Below are 16373 nucleotides of genomic sequence, written 5' to 3' on the forward strand. Positions count from 1 at the left end.
GGGGAGTTTGCCGATGACAGAACATGCAGTCGTGATTGCCGGAGGAGGTCCGACGGGCCTGACCCTGGCAGGCGAGTTGGCGTTGGCAGGCATCGACGTAGCCATTGTCGAACGCCGCCCGAACCAGGAGCTTGCCGGTTCGCGTGCTGGAGGTCTGAGTTCACGCACTCTCGAAGTTTTCGATCAGCGCGGCATCGCGGACCGGTTCCTCGCCGAAGGACAAATAGCCCAAGTCACGGGATTCGCGGCGATGCGTTTAGACATCAGCGATTTTCCGACCCGCCACAACTACGGGCTGGCGCTGAGACAGAAACACATTGAGCGCATTCTCGCTGGATGGGTCAGCGAGCTGGCAGTGCCGATCTATCGCGCCCGTGAATTGATGTGTTTCGTGCAGGACGACGCCGGCGTCACCATCGAACTGTCCGATGGTGCGTCGCTGCGGGCAAGCTATCTCGTCGGGTGTGATGGAGGCCGCAGTCTGGTCCGCAAAGCTGCTGGCATTGAGTTTCGAGGATGGGATGCGACGACCAGCAGCATCCTCGCCGAGGCCGAGATGGCGGAGGAGCCGCCACTGGGCATTCATCGCACCGCACTTGGCATCCATGCCTTCGGCAGGGAAGAGTACGAAATTCGTGACGGCAAGGTCGTCTTTGCCGGTAAAGGTCCCATAGGCGTCATGGTCACTGAAAAGAATGTCGGCGCCACGACCGAACCCACGCTGCGCGATCTCCGCGAAGCGCTCGTCGCCGCATGCGGAACAGATTACGGAATCCATAGCCCAACCTGGATTTCCAGGTTCACGGACATGTCGCGGCAGGCGGCGGCTTACCGCAAGGGCCGGGTTCTCCTAGCGGGCGATGCCGCCCATGTGCATTCCCCGGTGGGCGGACAAGGCCTCAATATCGGTGTGCAGGATGCGGTGAACCTCGGTTGGAAGTTGGCCCAAGTGGTGAAAGGAACATCGCCTGAACGCTTGCTCGACACTTATCACATCGAGCGGCATCCGGTTGCGGCCCGCGTGTTGCGTACGACAATGGCACAGGTCGCATTGCAACGTACTGATGATCGCACTGAAGCCTTGCGTGAAATCGTATCAGAGCTCCTTAGGATGGAGGAGCCTCGCAAACGGATCGCTGCCGAGATGTCCGGACTTGGTATCCATTACGACCTCGGCCAGGCGCATCCGCTGGTCGGCCGCCGCATGCCCGACCTCGACCTGGCCACGCCTGATGGTCCCATGCGCGTATTTGCGCTCCTCCAAAATGCGCGGCCAGTGCTCTTGAATCTCGACGCGCCGGGCAGCCTCGACATCAAGCCGTGGTCAGACCGCATTAAGTTGGTTTACGCCAAATGCGACGATCCATGGGAGTTGCCTGCGCTAGGTTTGGTCTCCGCTCCAACCGCAGTTTTAATCCGACCCGACGGATATGTTGCTTGGGTAGGCGACAGGACGCAGGATGGTCTTCAAGACGCGATGAACACCTGGTTCGGACCACCGGGCTAAAAACCGCAAAAACCAGTTAGCTCGAATGGTCAAACGGCTACGGACGGCAAAAACTCAGATCCTGGTCGCCGAGCCTCGTTTGGGCCGGCGAACAGCTCTGATCTTGCCGCTGTTTCCGCCGCCACAGAAAAACTGGTCGCCGCCATCGGATTCGAGCCCCGACACGCCTGTTCCCGGCGGCATATCGAGCTTCTCAAGGACCTTTCCCGTTTCAGGATCGATCCGTCTGACATCGCTCTCCTCACCCTCCCAGGTGCCATGCCACAGCTCGCCGTCGACCCAGCTGACGCCGGTGACGACGCGGTTGGAAACGATGGTGCGAAGAATTGCCCCTGTCTCGGGATCGACCTGATGAATCTTTCGGCCCCGATGCTGCCCGACCCAGAGTGTTCCTTCGGCCCAGGCGAGCCCGGAATCACCGCCATTGCCGGGCGCCGGGATCGTCGCCAGCACCTGGCCATTCTTCGGATCGATCTTCTGGATGCGATCCTCGGCGATCTGATAGAGGTGCTGGCCGTCGAAGGCCGTTCCGGCGTGTGCCGCGACGTCGATCGAGCGCACCACTTTGCCGCTCGCCGGATCGAAGGCGTTCAATCTGTCGCCTGAGGCAAACCAGACATGCTCACCGTCGAAGGTAACGCCGTCCACGTGGTCGACACCCGGAAAGGGTCCATATTCTCGAAGGATTTCGGCTGCGGATCGTTCCATAATTCCATCCTAGTAGCCCGGCAGTGGGCCGGGGAGTAACAAGATTGTCGGGAAACCCGTCAGCGGCGGGGTCATCCAGCGACGCGCCCGTCCGCGGCCGAACGACTGCACCTTGCCGGCCTGGGCGAGCTGCTCGAGCGCTCGCTGCACGGTACGCGAACTGGCTCCAAGCGCAATCGCCAGGGCCGAACTCGACCAAGACTCGCCGTCCGCGAGGAAGGCGAGCACGGCGGCATGCTCTTCTTCGACGGGTGGCGCCAGCACGACGACCTCACCTGCGCGGCGCGGGGCCAGCGCAAAGCCCCGCTTCGTCGCGCTCACATCCGCCAAGCTCCGAAGCTCCGCGCGAAGCCGCCCGACTTCGACGCGCAATCGTGCGCGATGTGATTCGTCCGCGTCCTTTCCGCGGAAAGCGCGCGCAATGAGCGTCGCTCTTGCCACGTCCCCCGGCCAGGCTTCGGCCAGCGCGCGGGCCAGCGCGAACAGCACCGGGCGGGTCGCCAGCGAGACGACGGTGTCTGCGACACGCACGACATTGCGGCATGCATCCACCACGAGCGCCCCCGACGCCAGGAGCGCTTCGACTTCATCGAGCAGGAGGGGCCGTTCCCCGCCACGCGCGACAAGGCGCGCGGCCGGCGTGTCCAGCACCAGCGATGCGCTCTCCACCTCCGCGATCAGCGCGGGGATGCCCGCCGCCCGCGCCGCCCGCGCCGCCAGCCCGAGCGCGGCGCGCGCAGGACCGGTCCGCAAGCGGCGGATGGCGATGCCGGCGACAGCCAGCTCGTGGGCGGCCCGCGATGCCGGCGGCAGCGGCGACGGATCGAAGCCGTCCAGCCTGCGCTCGGCTTCGTCGAGATGGCCGATCAGCAGCAGGCGCCGAACGTCGAGGTTGCGCGCATGCGCGGCGTTGACGCGGTCGCCATGCTTTTCGAGCGTCGCCCGTGCGGCGTCGAGTGCCTTGGCCGGCCAGGTAAGGTCGCGCGAGACGAGCGCGATCTCGGCCTCGGCGACGATACACCGCGCGCGGGCCACGGCCTCCCTCGGGCTGAATGCGCGCGCCGCCCTCTTGAGAAGAACCTTCGCCCGAACCAGGTCGCCAAGCTGCGCCATCGCGATACCGCGCAACGCCAGCGCCGGCGCATCGTCGCGCAGCGCAACCCGCTTCAAGGCGCCGAGCGGATCGCCCGTCGCAAGCGCATGCGCCGCGGCCGTGATCAGCGAGTCCATCGGAATCCCGTCACACTTGTCACTCCCATGGCTTCGATGCCCGGCGCTAAGTCCATCTCACCAACCAGTCGTATCGACAACGGCGACTGTAGCCAACCTGAGTTGCGGCGCGCCAACACTCGAACACAACGATAAGCATTAGGAGAGACGCAATGAAGATCGAAGGTACAACCATCCTGGTGACTGGAGCGAATCGGGGCATCGGTCGGGCACTGGTCGAGGAAGCCCTGAGCAGAGGCGTAAAGCGCGTCTATGCCGCAACCCGCCAACCGATGGCTCATCCGGACCGGCGTGTGACGTCCCTGACCATGGATGTGACCAACGCTGCGCAGATCCGGGAGGCCGTCGAGAAGATCGATGCTCTCGATATCCTCATCAACAACGCCGGCGTATCGCCCATCGATGACCTCAGCGACCGTCGTGTGCTCGAACAACAGCTCGCCGTAAACCTCTTCGGCTCGTACGACGTTACCCAGGCTCTGCTGCCGTTGCTCGCCCGGTCGCGGGGAGCCATCGTCAACATTCTGTCGCTGGCCTCGATTGCCGCCGTGCCGTTCAGTCCGGCCTACTCGGTCTCGAAGGCGGCCTCGTTCTCGCTGTCGCAGTCGTTGCGCACCCTTTTGGCCGGACGGGGTGTCAGCGTCCACAGGGTCCTTCCCGGCCCGGTGGACACGGACATGACACGGGGCCTGGACATCGCGAAAGCCTCTCCGGAGTCTGTCGCGCGGGCGATCCTGGACGGCGTGGAGAACGGCGAAGAGGAAATCTTCCCCGATCCCATGTCGGAATCCCTGGCGGAGGGCTGGCGCAGCAGTGCAGTCAAGGCGCTTGAACGCCAGTTTGCAGCCTATGCGGAAGCAACTCCGTCAAGTGAAGCAAGCCCGTCAGGCAGTGGGCATGAAAGAAGCAGCGAAACGATTGCCCGCGAGCCCCATCCTTGCTGCTCGGCCTGAAACTGCGGACGCTTGTGCGAGGGGCGGCGGCATCGCCGCTCTGGGCGGAAGCGAATCCCCACAAGCGAAACGGAGCATCATTTTCGCTTGTCGAAATGCGCTTCAGCTTCTTGTCGCCTGATACGCCTCTGATATCGCCGCCGGGCGAAAAAGACGATCAAGTCTGCCAGCCAACCTGGAGCATTGAGATGGAGCAAGGCATCACGCGCGCTATCAATTTGCCGACCATTCATCGCTACATTGGAAAAATCCGAGGGTTCCGTTTGTCGAGCTTCGACCCATTGACGAATACTCGCCCCGTCCGGCAGTTTCGCCGCAAAAGCCAGTTCACGTCTCATGCAAACCCACTCCACCCGGTGGCGCAATTCCTCCTCATAGCCAATGCCTCGCTGATGGAGACGCGCATGCGTCGCCTCATGCACTATCGCGCTGGCGATCTGGTCGGTCAGCGTGTGCTCGCCTAGAACAAATCGCCGATCAAGCTCGCAAGTCGAAGTCGATTTCACAAATTGCGCAGCGGCACCTAGATTGATTGTAATCCAGATCCGTTTGAGATCGCGGACCAGACGGCTGTATCGAATAGGGTCAAATTCTTGAATCAACCGCAGCGCGGCGGCAACCTTATCTGCATCTTTCCCACCGCTCTCGCCATTATAGAAAACTGGCAACCCATCGATCGTCCTCTTATCGATCGACTTTATAGCCAACCAGCTGAAAACACGGATCACTACCTCTGAACCACGCCGCTTTTCAGTCTTCTCCGGATGGGGCAAGACTTTCCTCAGTTGCGGTCGTCGGGGAAGCTTGGAATAGGCATGAACTCGACGCCGTCTTCGGCGAGGCTCTTGGCCTCGTCCAGCGTCGCCTCGCCATAGATGCCGCGCGGATCGCTTTCGCCGAAATGGATCTTGCGCGCTTCCTCGGCAAATTTGTCGCCGACATAGTCGGCATTCTCGCGCACCTTGTCGGCCAGGGCCTTGAGCTGCGCCAGCGCCTGCTTCTGCGCCTCGCCCATGGCCAGCGCGATGCTTTCGCGCTTGCGCCCGGTCGAGACGGCAGGCGCCATCAGCGCCTTGTCGACCTTGTGCGAGCCGCAGGCCGGGCAATCGACGAAACCGCGCCTCTTCTGGGTGTCGAAATCGTCGTTGCTGCGGAACCAGGCCTCGAACTCGTGCTCGTGCTCGCAGATCAGGGAAAAGCGGATCAAGAGGCGGCACCCCTGAGCGGAATTGCCTCCGCCGAACCGGCGTTTACGGCAAAATCGCGTGCGTTTTTGAGATTCGGTATCTTTTTGCGCGCAGCGACTGACTGCGCCGGGTCGATCTCGGCGACGATCACCGCCGGCTCGTCATGCGCAGCTTCGGCGACGATGCGGCCCCAGGGATCGACGATCAGCGAATGGCCATAGGTTTCGCGGCCGTCCTCGTGCACGCCGCCTTGCGCGGCGGCAACCACATAGGCGCCGTTCTCGATGGCGCGCGCCCTGAGCAGCACGTGCCAATGCGCTTCGCCGGTCTGGCGGGTGAAGGCGGCGGGCACCGAAAGCAGATCGGCGCCGGCCAGCGCCTCGGCACGGAACAGCTGCGGAAAGCGCAGATCGTAGCAGACGGCAAAGCCGACCTTCGCGCCATTGACTTCGGCGACGACGGCCTCGGTGCCAGGCTCATAGGCGGCGGATTCGCGCCAGCTCTCGCCATTGTCGAGATCGACGTCGAACATGTGGATCTTGTCGTAGGTGGCAATCGTGGCGCCGTCCGGCCCGAACAGAAGGGCGCGGTTGGCAAGCTTGCCGTCGGCGCGCAGAATGGCGGTCGAGCCGATATGCAGGAAAATGCCGAGCTCCTTGGCCAGCCGCCGCGACGTCGAGACGACGATGTCCTTGTCCTCGGAGGTGAAGGAAGCGGCCCGTGCCTGGCTGTCGCGGATCAGCGCGCCGGTCATTTCCGGCGTCTGGATATAGGTCGCGCCAAGGCCTGCCGCCTCGCGCACCAGCCGTTCCAGATCGACCGCATTGCGCTCCGGGCTGGTTACCGAACGCATCTGGATCGCCGCCGCCTTGAAACCACCCATAGTCATGTCCTTATCTGGCCGAGCCGTTGGCGAGCAATGTGTCCAGCCGTCCTTCCGCCTCCAATTCGTGGAGATCGTCAGAGCCGCCGACATGCGTGTCGCCGATGAATATCTGCGGAAAGGTGGAACGGCCGTGAGCGCGGGAGATCATCTCCCGGCGCAGCTCCGGCGAGAAGGAGGCGTCGTGCTCGGTGTAGGTCACACCCTTCCTATCGAGCAGCCGCTTGGCCGCGGTGCAATAGCCGCACATCATCCGCGTGTAGATCGTCACATCGACCATCGGTCAGCAATCCTGCCTCGTTCCTAGGCTATATAGGCGCCGATTCGTCGGCCCGAAAGTCCCCCGGCAGCACACGCGCAAAGGTCAGTACGTCGACCGCGCCGGCGCCGCCCTTCTTCAACGCCTTGGCGACCGCGCGGACGGTGGCGCCGGTGGTGTAGACGTCGTCGATCAGCAGCACCCGGCGGCCGGTGATTTCGATCTCCGCCTCATCAGGCACTTTGAATGCGGCGCGAACATTTTCCTCGCGTTCCCGCCGCTCCAGCCCGACCTGCTGGCGCGTGAGTTTGACGCGCCTGATGGCTGATGGCGCGAAAGGCCGCTCGCCGAGTTGCGCCACCGCCCGCGCCAGTTCCGCCGACTGGTTGAACTGCCGCCTGAAGAAACGCCGCCAGTGCAGCGGCACCGGCACGACCACATCGGCCTCGGCGATGAGCTCGGCACCGGCGCGAAGCATCCAGCGCGCCATCCACGGCGCCAGATCGGTGCGGTCCTGGTATTTCAGCCCTTGCACCATCTGGCGGGCAACGCCGGAATAGGCGACCGCCGCCCGCGCGCGCTCGAACGGCGGCGGGTCGGCTATCGCCTCCGCCGACAGGAAACCCTCACCCATATTGTGGGTGAACGGCGTGCCCATCACCGGGCACCACGGCCGTTCCAGCAGCCTGAGTTTCGGCCAGCAGGCGCCGCACAACACGCCGGGCTGCGAGACATGGCGGCGGCAGCCGGCACAGACGGGCGGGAACAAGAGGCGCGCTGGCCAGCCCAATGCCTTGCGGGCAATGCTCTTGATCGCAATACGCTTGATCTCTGGCATGGGATCGGCCACGTGGTTGGTCCTCCGCATCACTATATCAGAGAGCGAAGCACAAGGACCTGCCCATTGCAGCCTGTAATTGACACCTCGCTCTGGCTGGCGCGCAAGCGCCGGGCACTGGCCCGCCCCATCGCCAGCGCGGATTTCCTCATGCGGCGTGCGGCCGAGGATCTTGCCGACCGGCTCGGCGCCGTCGAACGCAGGTTCGGCAAGGCGGCCTCATTGTTTTGCCAGACGCCGGCAGCAGCAGAGGTGCTCGCCGAAAGCGGCAAGGTGACGGAAAACGTGCGCGTCGAGGCCGACGCCGCTTTCCTGGGTGGCCAGCCAGGACTGTTGGCGCCGTTGGAAACCGTGCCATTCGAGCCGGAAAGCCTCGACCTCGCAGTCTCGCTGCTGTCGCTGCAGGCGATGAACGACATTCCCGGCATGCTGGTGCAGGTCCGCCGGGCGCTGAAGCCGGACGGGCTTTTCCTTGGCGCCTTCGCCGGCACAGGCACGCTCTCCGAACTGCGCGAAAGCCTGCTTGCCGCCGAGACCGAACTCTATGGCGGCGCCAGCCCGCGTGTGATCCCGTTCACCGACGTCCGCGACGCCGGCGCGCTGCTGCAGCGCGCCGGCCTGGCACTGCCAGTTGCCGACGTCGAGACGATCACGGTGCGCTACGATTCGCTATTTGGCCTGGTCGCCGATCTGCGCGCCATGGGCGAGACCAGCGCGCTTGTCGACCGCAGCAGGCGGCCGGGCACGCGAGCGCTGTTCGCGCGCGCCGCCGAAATCTATGCGGAGCGGTTTTCGGATGCCGATGGCCGCGTCAGGGCGAGTTTCTCGGTGGTCTGGATGTCAGGCTGGGCGCCCGATGCCTCTCAGCAAAAGCCGCTGAAGCCGGGCTCCGCAAAAATATCGCTGAAGACAATCCTGGAAAACCCCGGCGGCCCCTGAGCGCATCCTTGCGCAAAAGCTAAGCGTATCCCACGCAAAAGCTAAGCAGGTCACTGTGCAAAAGCGTTGGCAAGCTTGCTGCTGTTGTCGCTGAACAACCACTGGATGGCGCCGGCAGCCTGGCCAATACCAGCGACAATGGCAAGCGACAGAACGGCGACGATCAAACCATATTCGATAGCCGTCGCACCCCTCTCGTCTTCTAAAAATCGTTGCAGCAACATTTTCATGGGCGCCTATCCCTCTTGCCCGAACCTAGCGCCGACCCGTTAAGAAAGGTTAATGCGACAGGCTTAACGCGCGGTGAACCAGCTGCATTCTAGGAACCAGCTGCATTCTAGGGTCCAGACTCGATCAGGTCAGCAACGAAGACCTCATATAAACTCGGCGGCCTGACCATCCTGAAGATAACCGAACACGCGAAAGCCGTCAGGCATTTCCTCGCCGGGCACATGCACCTTCTTGAGAGCCGAGCGGACAAGTTCTCGCTGGGCGGGCGTTTCGACCTGAATGTCTAAGTGAAGGATGGATTCGTATCCGCCCTCGCTGAAGTGGTAGAACCACTCGCGGTCGGGCTGTGAGTGGTAGCCGTTTGTGGAAAGCGTGCTCCAAGATGGTGGCGGCGTGAGCGCGTACATTTCTAGCCGAAGCTCATCCCATTTTGTGTTGTTCATCGCCGGATTGAGCATTTCGTCGCCTCTCAAAGCCAGAACGAGATCATGGTAGCCAATGCCACCCCAGACAGGAAGTTGGTGGCGAGTTTGTCGTAGCGGGTGGCGATGCGGCGGAAATCCTTTAGGCGGCAGAAGGCGTTCTCGATCAAGTGTCGTCCACGGTATCGCTCTTGGTCGTAACGGATTGCTCTCTTTCGATTGCGCCGTCCCGGGATTACCGGCGTAGTCTTTCCCTCGCGCAGTGAACGGCGCAGTCGATCCGCATCGTGGCCCTTGTCGCCCAATAGGTAGCGCATCGGGCCAGCGCGTTCGAGTAGGGCTGGCGCTGCCTTCACGTCGCTGACGTTTCCTGCCGTCAACATCAACGCGTAGGGGCGGCCGACGACGTCTGTGAGTGCATGGACCTTAGTTGTCCAACCGCCGCGCGAACGGCTGATGGCCTGCGCTTGGCGCCCCCTTTTGCGCCGAATGCCGCCCGCTGGGCTTTGACGTAGGTGCTGTCGATCGCGGTGCTTTTCGTCACTGCGCCGGCCTGAACCAGCGCATCAAGCATCTTCAGCCAGAAGCCTCGTCGCGACCAGCGGTTGAAGCGATTGTAAACCGTGGTCGAGGGACCATAATCGGCAGGACAATCACACCAGCGGCAACCCACCTTCAGCACGTGCAGGATACCCGAAATCACCCGACAATCGTCCACGCGACGCGCACCAGGCTGGTTCTTGGGCAAGTGCGGCTCGATCGTTGCCCATGCTTCGTCCGATAGCCAAAACAAAGCCATACTGCTCCTCCTGATCCACACCCGCTGGTGAATCAGGAAAGCGCCCTCCCTTCAAGGGGCTGATTGGGCTTTGGCCCTAGGAAACAGCCGAATCCTGGAGATCTGTTGAGGAATCAGCAGTCGCCGCTGCTTCTGCCATCGGCCCGTATAACGCAGACCGAACTGGGCAGCGGCTGCAGCACGCTCTTGCGTAGCGTATAGCTGTCGCGCTGGCCGATCGAGCCGGTGCTCATCGTATCCAGCCCGTCGCGGGCAAACTGCGAGCGGGTCCGGCTGTCGAGGTAGGGCGTCGCGATCAAGGCCAGAGCCACCGCGGCCGAGCCGAACAAGAGAGCGATGCGCAATATTCCCATGCCGGCATTGGCGGCGCCAGGAAGGCGGTCGGGCCAAGGCGAGTCCCAGTCCTTTTCAAGGCTCATGCAAATCGCTCCCCAGCGGTGGAATCGGCGAAACCGCCTAGCGTCAATTTTTCACGGTCAGATAAATCTTTCATTAACGCTGCTGCCGGCGCGTTGCGGCGCTGCCCGATTTACGGCAGGTCGGCCGCTACAGCAGATCGATGAGGAACTGGATCAGCGGGGCATCGGCCGGCGGCATTGGAAAATCGCGCATCTGGCGCGGCCGCACCCATTTCAGCACCTGGCCTTCCTTCGGCTGGGCAATGCCGCGGAACCGACGGCAGACGAACAGCGGCATCAGCAGGTGAAAATCATCGTAGGAATGGCTGGCGAAGGTGAGTGGCGCCAGGCAAGGGATGTCGGTTTCGATGCCGATCTCCTCGTACAATTCGCGGATCAGGCATTGTTCCGGCGTCTCACCGGGCTCGACCTTGCCGCCCGGAAACTCCCACAGGCCGGCGAGTTGCTTGCCTTCGGGCCGCTGCGCCAAAAGCACGCGCCCGTCGGCATCGACCAGCGCGCAGGCCGCGACCAGGAGCAGGCGTTTGCCGATCGTATCCAAGCCGCTCATGCGCCGGGTGGCCGGCGATAGCGATAGCGATAGACTTCGTCGAATCCGAGCGAACGGTAGAGCGCCAGCGCCGGCGTGTTGTCCGCCTCGACCTGCAGCCAGGCTTCCCGCGCCCCGCGCAGCCGCGCCCATTTCAGCGCCGACCGGATGAGATGGCGGCCATGGCCCTGGTTGCGCACCGACCTGTCAGTGGCGATCTCGAACAGGCCGGCAAGGTCGCCGTCATGCACGCAGATCAACGTTGCCAGCGGTTCGCTGCCGGCCTCCAGCGCAAACAGCCCGGCCTCCGGCTGGATGGCGCCGATGATCTCCGACAGGCCCGGACGCAGCGACACATCCGAGCCGCTCACCTTGAGCGCCGCGCCGATGAAACGGCTGATGTCCTTCAACGGAATCTGGTCCATGGCATCGTCGAGCGCGGCGTCCGCCAGCGGCAGCCGCATGACCAGCGACTCCGCGAACGTACTCCAGCCTTCGCTGTCGAGGTACTTCGAAAGATCAGGCCCCGACAGCGGTGAGATGCGAAAGGTCAGCGGCCTGCCATACGCGTCGAAGCGGCGGCTGGCGCGACCGATGCGCTCGGCAATGTGCTGGATGTCGCCCGGATCGAGCGGATTGACCGAGTTCAGCCGCTTGGCCGGGTGGCCGGCCGTCAGCCGAACCACCCAGGTGCCGTCATAATGGACGGCGGCCGCCGGCCAGGCGCGAAAGCCGGCCGCCTCATAGCGGCGCACGATCGCCAACACGCTTGCCGGATGTCTGGAAGCCAACGCCATCAGCTCCGATAATCGCCGTTTATGGCGACATATTCCTTGGTGAGATCGCAGGTCCACACCGTCGCCTTGCCGCGGCCGATGCCGATGTCGGCGCGGATGCGGATCTCGTCGCGCTTCATATACGCCGAAGTCGCCTCCTCGGAATAGGCGGCGTCGCGCTCGCCCTGATAGGCCAGGCGGTTGTCGCCGAACCAGATCGACAGAAGGTCGCGGTCGGCCGGTTCGCCGGCCTTGCCGACAGCCATGACGACGCGGCCCCAATTGGCGTCCTCGCCGGCGACTGCCGTCTTGACCAGCGGCGAATTGGCGATCGACAGCGCGATGCGCTTGGCCGAGCGGGCCGATTTGGCTCCGGTGACGGTGACCTCGACCTGCTTGCGGGCGCCCTCGCCGTCGCGCACCACCTGTAGTGCCAGCGATTTCAGCACCTTGCCGAGGGCACGGCGGAACGCGCCGAGGCGCGCATCCTTGGGGTCGGAAATTGCCGGCGCGCCGCGCCTGGCGGCAGCACCCGTGGCGAACATCAGCAGCGTGTCGCTGGTCGAGGTGTCGCTGTCGACGGTAACCGCGTTGAAGGTCTTGGCCGTGCCGCGCGACAGGAGGTCCTGCAGCACCGGTGCTGCGATCGGCGCATCGGTGGCGATGAAGGAAAGCATCGTCGCCATGTCGGGCGCGATCATCCCGGCCCCCTTGGCGATACCGTTGATGGTGACGTCGGCATCGCCGAGCTTGACCGTCGCGGTCGCCAGTTTGGGATAGGTGTCGGTGGTCATGATCGCCTTGGCGGCTTCGGTCCACAATTCCGGCTTGCCGTCCTTGACCAGACCGGCCAGCAGATGGCTGAACTTGCCGGCGTCGAGCGGTTCGCCGATCACGCCGGTCGAGGCCAGGAATACCTCGCCCGCTGTGCAATCGGCCGCTTTCGCCGCCACCTCGCCCGTGAGTGCCGTCGAGGCGCGGCCCTTCTGGCCGGTAAAGGCATTGGCATTGCCGGAATTGACCACCAGCACGCGTGCCTTGCCAGCCACGAGGTTCTGCCGGCAGAAATCGACCGGCGCCGAAGGGCATTTCGACCTGGTGAACACGCCGGCGACGGTGGTGCCGGCGTCGAACACCATGGCCAGCAAGTCGGTGCGGTTCTTGTATTTTATGCCGGCCTCGGCGGTGGCGATGCGCACGCCCTCGATCACCGGCATCTTGGGATATTTCTTCGGCGCGAGCGGCGAAACCTGTGTGGACATGGAAGACCCCGGGCGGGAAAAATCGCGAAAGGAACGCCGGTTTGCCCGATAGCACGCGCTGGCGCAAGGCGTTTCACAGCCGTTACGGGTGCCGGAAGCCTGACACCGCCTCATGCAGCAAGCAGGCTGTTGCAAATTTGTTGGCGTCGCTGCGACCGATAGCGCTATGATCCTGCCCCATGGGCAGGCTTGTGGTCTTGGCACTGGCGTTTCTGGGCTTTCTGCTGCTGCGCGCCGATGCGCAGACGGCGCGGCGCGTGGCGCTTGTGGTCGGCAACGGCAGCTACGCCGAAGCCGGCACGCTGGCCAATCCCGTCAACGATGCGCTCGACATCGCCGACAAGCTGCGCGCCATCGGTTTCGAGGTGATCGAAGGCAACGATCTCGGCAAGCGCGAGCTCGAACGCAAGATCGGCGAATTCTCCGATGCGCTGCAGGGTGCCGGTGCCGGGCTGTTCTACTATGCCGGCCACGGCCTGCAGGTCGACGGGCGCAACTTCATCGTGCCGGTCGACGCCCGGCTGGACATGCCGGTCAAGCTGCAGCTCGAGGCGGTGCCGATCGACGAGGTTCTCGACATCATGGAGCAGCAGACCAAGGTCAGCCTGGTCTTCCTCGATGCCTGCCGCAACAACCCGTTTGCCCGAAGTCTCAGCCGCAGCGCCACGACGCGCTCGGCGACGGCTCTCGCCGGTCTTGCCCAGTTCGAGTCGACACGCGGCTCATTCATCGCCTTCTCGACTGCGCCCGGCGCCGTCGCAATGGACGGGACGGGACGCAACTCGCCGTTTGCGGCGGCACTTTTGCGGCATATGGCGGAACCCGGACAGAGCATCAACGACATGATGATTGCGGTGCGCCGCGACGTCGTTTCGGCAACGCGCGAGGCGCAGCGTCCCTGGGAGCAGGGTTCGCTGCTCGAGCGTTTCGAATTCGTTCCGGGCGGAGACACTGCCCAGCAACCGAAACCGGCCGTCAGCCCGGCTCCCGCGTCGCAGGTGGCTGCGCTCGAACGCTCCGTCGGCGACGAGGGTGCCATCGAAAAATTCTTGCGCGAAAACTATCTGGCGCCTGATGCCAGGAGAATGCGCGAAACCGTCAAGCGGCTTTACGGTGCGTCGGCCACCATCTACGGCACGCGCTACGACAGCGAGGCGATCGTCAAGGTCAAGACCGACTGGTTCGCGCAATGGGCGTCATGGTCGTTCGGTCTCGAGCCCGGCAGCCTTGAGGTGACGCCGCACGGCAAGGACCGTGCCGATGCGGTTTTCGCCATGCGCTACGACTATGTGCCGAAGGACAAATCGGCGCAGCGCCTGACCGGCAAGGCGCGGGTGACGCTGGAACTCGTGCTGGCCGATGGCGCGTGGCGCGTTGCGTCGGAAACGTCGCAAGCGCTGGAATGAACATCAGCGGACCGCTGGGTTGATGAACCCGCGAAACGCCCGCTGCACGCCCGGAATCAGTCCCCAGATCATGATCGAGACCATCAGCGGCGCGATGACCAGCGTACGCTGCCAGATTTGCCATTCCTGCGTCAGCGGAAAAACCACATACAGAATGGCAGTGATCAGCGGATACACGCCGAGCAGCACAAGCAGGGCGAAGCGCAGGCGCGAAAAGCGGGTCACGGCGGTCGAGTTCATCAAACTCTCCTTATCGTTACGGAACGTTCCGTTACATATAAAACGGATCGTTCCGTTTCGTCAAGAGTTGTATATGATGGCTGCTGAAATCGCGGGTAAGGAAGAAAAGATGGGCGAAATCACCGATCCCGGGCGCAAGTCGGCTGGCGCACGGCGCAGCCCGGAAAGCGCCGATGCCATTCTCGATGCCGCCGAGGCGGTACTGGTCGAAGCTGGCTATTCCGGCTTCTCGATCGAGGCGGTGGCGCGCCGCGCACGCGCCGGAAAACCGACGATCTATCGCTGGTGGCCAAGCAAGGCCGCCCTGCTGCTCGACGTTTATCAACGGCAAAAGCGCGTCGACAATCCCGACACCGGGAACCTTGCGGAGGATCTCGTCGGCTTCCTGAAGAGCTTGTTCGCGCATTGGCGCGACACGTCGTCGGGTAGCGTGTTCAGATCGCTGATTGCCGAGGCGCAGTCGGACGAAAAAGCCGCCGCCGCCCTCGCCGAATACGCAAGAGGGCGTCGTGTCCACACCGGCCAGATGGTCGAACGCGCCAAGGCAAGGGGAGAGGTGGCAGCCGACGTCGATGCCACTGTCGTCGCCGACCTGATTGCCTCGTTCGCCTGGACGCATCTTCTGACGAACCGCCTGGACGAGGACGAAGCAACGCTGCGCAGGGCGGTCGGCTATGTCTTGAAAGGCATAGTCGCTGACGATGCCGGCGACGCCACGGCGGTCCGGCGGCGGCGTCGACGCATCATCGCTCGCCCTACCAAATAGAAGCGACAGGGCGGCAGCGCGCCCTGTCGTAGCTCAATCTAGTCTAGCCCTATTTGGCGCTTTCCAGTGCGTCGACCGTCTTCTTCAGGTTCGCATCGGGGATGTCGACCTTGGCGTTGGCGCGCAGCGACTTGACCAGCGCGAAATACTTGTCGCGGATGACCGCCTGGCGCGCCTGGTCCTTGACCTGGTCGAACGCCGGCGGCTGCTTGGTGCGCTTGTCCTCGACCTTGATGACATGCCAGCCGAACTGCGACTGCACCGGCTGGTCGGTATATTTGCCGACCGCCAGCGCAAACACGGCCTTGTCGAATTCCGGCACCATCTGGCCAGGTCCGAACCAGCCGAGATCGCCGCCGCTGGTCTTGCCGCTCGGATCGCTGGTGTGCTCGTTGGCAAGCTTCTGGAAGTCGGCGCCGCCGTCGAGCTGCTTGATGATGGCGTCTGCCTCTTCCTTCGTCTTCACGAGGATGTGACGGGCGTGCACCTCATTGGTGGGCGGCGTGTTGGCGATTTCCTGGTCGTAGCGGGCGCGGACCTCGGCATCGGTAACCTTGTCGACGACGCCCTTCTCGACCATTTCGCCATGCAGCGCGCGCTGCTGCAGGAAGGCCATGCGGCGCTGGAAGTCGGGATCCTTGTCGAGGCCGGTGGTCACCGCCTGGGCCGCCATCACGCGGATTTCGATCGCCGCCGACAGCGCCGCGGCGCGGCGCTGCTCGGGCGGAAGCTGCGCGAATTGCTGCGACAGCTCGCCCTCGGCAAGCCCAAGGTCTGCCTCGGTCAGCGTCTGGCCGTTGATGGTGGCGACCACGGCGTTCGGATCGACCGGCTTGGCCGCCGGAGCGGGTGCTGCCGGCTGGGCAGGGGCGGCCTCCTGTGCCATCAGCGGCGACAGCGAGAGGGCCGATAGCCCGAATGCCAGACCAAGGCTGGCGAGCGACGCGCGGCGGAACAATACTGACATTACGATTATCTCCAAAGCGGGGTAGCTAGAGCGGAATGGCTTCCAGACCAGC

21 protein-coding genes are annotated in these 16373 nt (G+C 63.8%); 5 read left to right on the plus strand and 16 right to left on the minus strand.

Annotated features, from left to right (window positions below; translation table 11 throughout):
• Positions 1-13: 13 nt before the first annotated feature.
• Positions 14-1507 (plus strand): FAD-dependent monooxygenase, encoded by a 1494-nt coding sequence (locus tag NKH04_RS25720; RefSeq protein WP_352471320.1) that lies wholly within the window; start codon positions 14-16, stop codon positions 1505-1507.
• A gap of 54 nt (positions 1508-1561) precedes the next feature.
• Here NKH04_RS25720 and NKH04_RS25725 read toward each other — a convergent pair whose 3' ends face one another.
• Both NKH04_RS25725 and NKH04_RS25730 read right to left on the minus strand, forming a co-directional pair.
• A complete protein-coding gene (locus NKH04_RS25725) occupies positions 1562-2215 on the minus strand; it encodes a Vgb family protein (RefSeq protein ID WP_352471321.1) in 654 nt (217 codons plus the stop codon).
• A 9-nt stretch (positions 2216-2224) separates the two neighbouring features.
• Positions 2225-3445 carry a helix-turn-helix domain-containing protein gene (locus NKH04_RS25730; protein WP_352471322.1) on the minus strand — a complete coding sequence of 407 codons (1221 nt, stop codon included), beginning with the start codon at positions 3443-3445 and terminating at the stop codon, positions 2225-2227.
• A 152-nt stretch (positions 3446-3597) separates the two neighbouring features.
• Here NKH04_RS25730 and NKH04_RS25735 point away from each other — a divergent pair, with 152 nt between their 5' ends.
• Positions 3598-4398 carry an SDR family NAD(P)-dependent oxidoreductase gene (locus NKH04_RS25735; protein WP_352471323.1) on the plus strand — a complete coding sequence of 267 codons (801 nt, stop codon included), beginning with the start codon at positions 3598-3600 and terminating at the stop codon, positions 4396-4398.
• A gap of 77 nt (positions 4399-4475) precedes the next feature.
• Here the strand turns inward: NKH04_RS25735 and NKH04_RS25740 are convergent, their stop codons facing one another.
• The 5 genes from NKH04_RS25740 to NKH04_RS25760 are packed head-to-tail and all read right to left on the minus strand — an operon-like array spanning position 4476 to position 7577.
• Entirely contained in the window at positions 4476-5171 is a 696-nt protein-coding gene (locus tag NKH04_RS25740) for a hypothetical protein (RefSeq protein ID WP_352471324.1), read from the minus strand.
• Between the two features lie 8 nt (positions 5172-5179).
• Positions 5180-5605 (minus strand): DUF1178 family protein, encoded by a 426-nt coding sequence (locus NKH04_RS25745; protein ID WP_352471325.1) that lies wholly within the window; start codon positions 5603-5605, stop codon positions 5180-5182.
• Positions 5602-6468 carry a carbon-nitrogen hydrolase family protein gene (locus tag NKH04_RS25750; RefSeq protein ID WP_352471326.1) on the minus strand — a complete coding sequence of 289 codons (867 nt, stop codon included), beginning with the start codon at positions 6466-6468 and terminating at the stop codon, positions 5602-5604. Before NKH04_RS25750 ends, NKH04_RS25745 begins: the two co-directional genes overlap by 4 nt.
• Positions 6469-6478: 10 nt before the next feature.
• Complete coding sequence (gene grxC / locus NKH04_RS25755; protein WP_352617227.1) at positions 6479-6748, minus strand: glutaredoxin 3; 270 nt, start codon at positions 6746-6748, stop codon at positions 6479-6481.
• A gap of 28 nt (positions 6749-6776) precedes the next feature.
• A complete protein-coding gene (locus tag NKH04_RS25760) occupies positions 6777-7577 on the minus strand; it encodes a ComF family protein (protein ID WP_352471329.1) in 801 nt (266 codons plus the stop codon).
• Positions 7578-7631: 54 nt separating this feature from the next.
• Between NKH04_RS25760 and NKH04_RS25765 the strand changes: the two genes are divergently transcribed.
• A complete protein-coding gene (locus tag NKH04_RS25765) occupies positions 7632-8504 on the plus strand; it encodes a methyltransferase domain-containing protein (RefSeq protein WP_352471330.1) in 873 nt (290 codons plus the stop codon).
• Between the two features lie 50 nt (positions 8505-8554).
• Here NKH04_RS25765 and NKH04_RS25770 read toward each other — a convergent pair whose 3' ends face one another.
• From NKH04_RS25770 to argJ, 7 genes are all read right to left on the minus strand, one after another.
• Positions 8555-8734, minus strand: coding sequence for a Flp family type IVb pilin (locus tag NKH04_RS25770; protein WP_023677981.1), 180 nt, complete (start codon positions 8732-8734; stop codon positions 8555-8557).
• 144 nt (positions 8735-8878) lie between these two features.
• A complete protein-coding gene (locus NKH04_RS25775; protein ID WP_352471331.1) occupies positions 8879-9193 on the minus strand; it encodes a DUF6678 family protein in 315 nt (104 codons plus the stop codon).
• An 11-nt stretch (positions 9194-9204) separates the two neighbouring features.
• Positions 9205-9956, minus strand: a protein-coding gene (locus NKH04_RS25780; protein WP_502904841.1) for an IS5 family transposase whose coding sequence is annotated in 2 segments (ribosomal slippage) — positions 9205-9603 and positions 9606-9956 — 750 coding nt in all. Because the reading frame shifts where the segments join, the coding sequence is not laid out codon by codon here.
• A gap of 113 nt (positions 9957-10069) precedes the next feature.
• Entirely contained in the window at positions 10070-10375 is a 306-nt protein-coding gene (locus tag NKH04_RS25785) for a hypothetical protein (protein WP_023677980.1), read from the minus strand.
• Between the two features lie 127 nt (positions 10376-10502).
• Positions 10503-10925, minus strand: coding sequence for a (deoxy)nucleoside triphosphate pyrophosphohydrolase (locus NKH04_RS25790; protein WP_023677979.1), 423 nt, complete (start codon positions 10923-10925; stop codon positions 10503-10505).
• Positions 10922-11701, minus strand: coding sequence for a GNAT family N-acetyltransferase (locus tag NKH04_RS25795; RefSeq protein ID WP_353045168.1), 780 nt, complete (start codon positions 11699-11701; stop codon positions 10922-10924). The genes NKH04_RS25790 and NKH04_RS25795 overlap by 4 nt, the downstream gene beginning before the upstream one ends.
• A complete protein-coding gene (argJ, locus tag NKH04_RS25800; RefSeq protein ID WP_352471333.1) occupies positions 11701-12942 on the minus strand; it encodes a bifunctional glutamate N-acetyltransferase/amino-acid acetyltransferase ArgJ in 1242 nt (413 codons plus the stop codon). Before argJ ends, NKH04_RS25795 begins: the two co-directional genes overlap by 1 nt.
• 179 nt (positions 12943-13121) lie before the next feature.
• On the opposite strand from argJ, the gene NKH04_RS25805 reads away from it, so the two are divergent.
• Positions 13122-14348: a caspase family protein gene (locus NKH04_RS25805; RefSeq protein WP_352471335.1), complete on the plus strand. Its 1227-nt coding sequence runs from the start codon at positions 13122-13124 to the stop codon at positions 14346-14348.
• A 3-nt stretch (positions 14349-14351) separates the two neighbouring features.
• Here the strand turns inward: NKH04_RS25805 and NKH04_RS25810 are convergent, their stop codons facing one another.
• The gene (locus NKH04_RS25810; RefSeq protein ID WP_352471336.1) at positions 14352-14588 is read right to left on the minus strand and encodes a putative antibiotic biosynthesis monooxygenase; all 237 of its coding nucleotides are present in this window, start codon (positions 14586-14588) and stop codon (positions 14352-14354) included.
• Between the two features lie 109 nt (positions 14589-14697).
• On the opposite strand from NKH04_RS25810, the gene NKH04_RS25815 reads away from it, so the two are divergent.
• Positions 14698-15354, plus strand: coding sequence for a TetR/AcrR family transcriptional regulator (locus NKH04_RS25815; protein WP_352821662.1), 657 nt, complete (start codon positions 14698-14700; stop codon positions 15352-15354).
• A gap of 49 nt (positions 15355-15403) precedes the next feature.
• On the opposite strand, the gene NKH04_RS25820 is transcribed toward NKH04_RS25815, so the two are convergent.
• Entirely contained in the window at positions 15404-16321 is a 918-nt protein-coding gene (locus tag NKH04_RS25820) for a peptidylprolyl isomerase (protein WP_352456658.1), read from the minus strand.
• Between the last annotated feature and the right edge of the window lie 52 nt (positions 16322-16373).

It is taken from the genome of Mesorhizobium sp. M1365, assembly GCF_040317865.1.
Lineage (GTDB): Bacteria > Pseudomonadota > Alphaproteobacteria > Rhizobiales > Rhizobiaceae > Mesorhizobium.

What these genes read in the sequence shown, in the direction of transcription:
- NKH04_RS25725 (WP_352471321.1), bottom strand. Translation starts at nt 2,215, where the DNA reads ATGGAACGATCCGCAGCCGAAATCCTTCGAGAATATGGACCCTTTCCG.
- argJ (WP_352471333.1), bottom strand. Translation starts at nt 12,942, where the DNA reads ATGTCCACACAGGTTTCGCCGCTCGCGCCGAAGAAATATCCCAAGATG.
- NKH04_RS25805 (WP_352471335.1), top strand. Translation starts at nt 13,122, where the DNA reads ATGGGCAGGCTTGTGGTCTTGGCACTGGCGTTTCTGGGCTTTCTGCTG.
- NKH04_RS25730 (WP_352471322.1), bottom strand. Translation starts at nt 3,445, where the DNA reads ATGGACTCGCTGATCACGGCCGCGGCGCATGCGCTTGCGACGGGCGAT.
- NKH04_RS25775 (WP_352471331.1), bottom strand. Translation starts at nt 9,193, where the DNA reads ATGCTCAATCCGGCGATGAACAACACAAAATGGGATGAGCTTCGGCTA.
- NKH04_RS25820 (WP_352456658.1), bottom strand. Translation starts at nt 16,321, where the DNA reads ATGTCAGTATTGTTCCGCCGCGCGTCGCTCGCCAGCCTTGGTCTGGCA.
- NKH04_RS25790 (WP_023677979.1), bottom strand. Translation starts at nt 10,925, where the DNA reads ATGAGCGGCTTGGATACGATCGGCAAACGCCTGCTCCTGGTCGCGGCC.
- NKH04_RS25735 (WP_352471323.1), top strand. Translation starts at nt 3,598, where the DNA reads ATGAAGATCGAAGGTACAACCATCCTGGTGACTGGAGCGAATCGGGGC.
- NKH04_RS25770 (WP_023677981.1), bottom strand. Translation starts at nt 8,734, where the DNA reads ATGAAAATGTTGCTGCAACGATTTTTAGAAGACGAGAGGGGTGCGACG.
- NKH04_RS25815 (WP_352821662.1), top strand. Translation starts at nt 14,698, where the DNA reads ATGGGCGAAATCACCGATCCCGGGCGCAAGTCGGCTGGCGCACGGCGC.
- NKH04_RS25785 (WP_023677980.1), bottom strand. Translation starts at nt 10,375, where the DNA reads ATGAGCCTTGAAAAGGACTGGGACTCGCCTTGGCCCGACCGCCTTCCT.
- NKH04_RS25750 (WP_352471326.1), bottom strand. Translation starts at nt 6,468, where the DNA reads ATGGGTGGTTTCAAGGCGGCGGCGATCCAGATGCGTTCGGTAACCAGC.
- NKH04_RS25720 (WP_352471320.1), top strand. Translation starts at nt 14, where the DNA reads ATGACAGAACATGCAGTCGTGATTGCCGGAGGAGGTCCGACGGGCCTG.
- NKH04_RS25810 (WP_352471336.1), bottom strand. Translation starts at nt 14,588, where the DNA reads ATGAACTCGACCGCCGTGACCCGCTTTTCGCGCCTGCGCTTCGCCCTG.
- NKH04_RS25795 (WP_353045168.1), bottom strand. Translation starts at nt 11,701, where the DNA reads ATGGCGTTGGCTTCCAGACATCCGGCAAGCGTGTTGGCGATCGTGCGC.
- grxC (WP_352617227.1), bottom strand. Translation starts at nt 6,748, where the DNA reads ATGGTCGATGTGACGATCTACACGCGGATGATGTGCGGCTATTGCACC.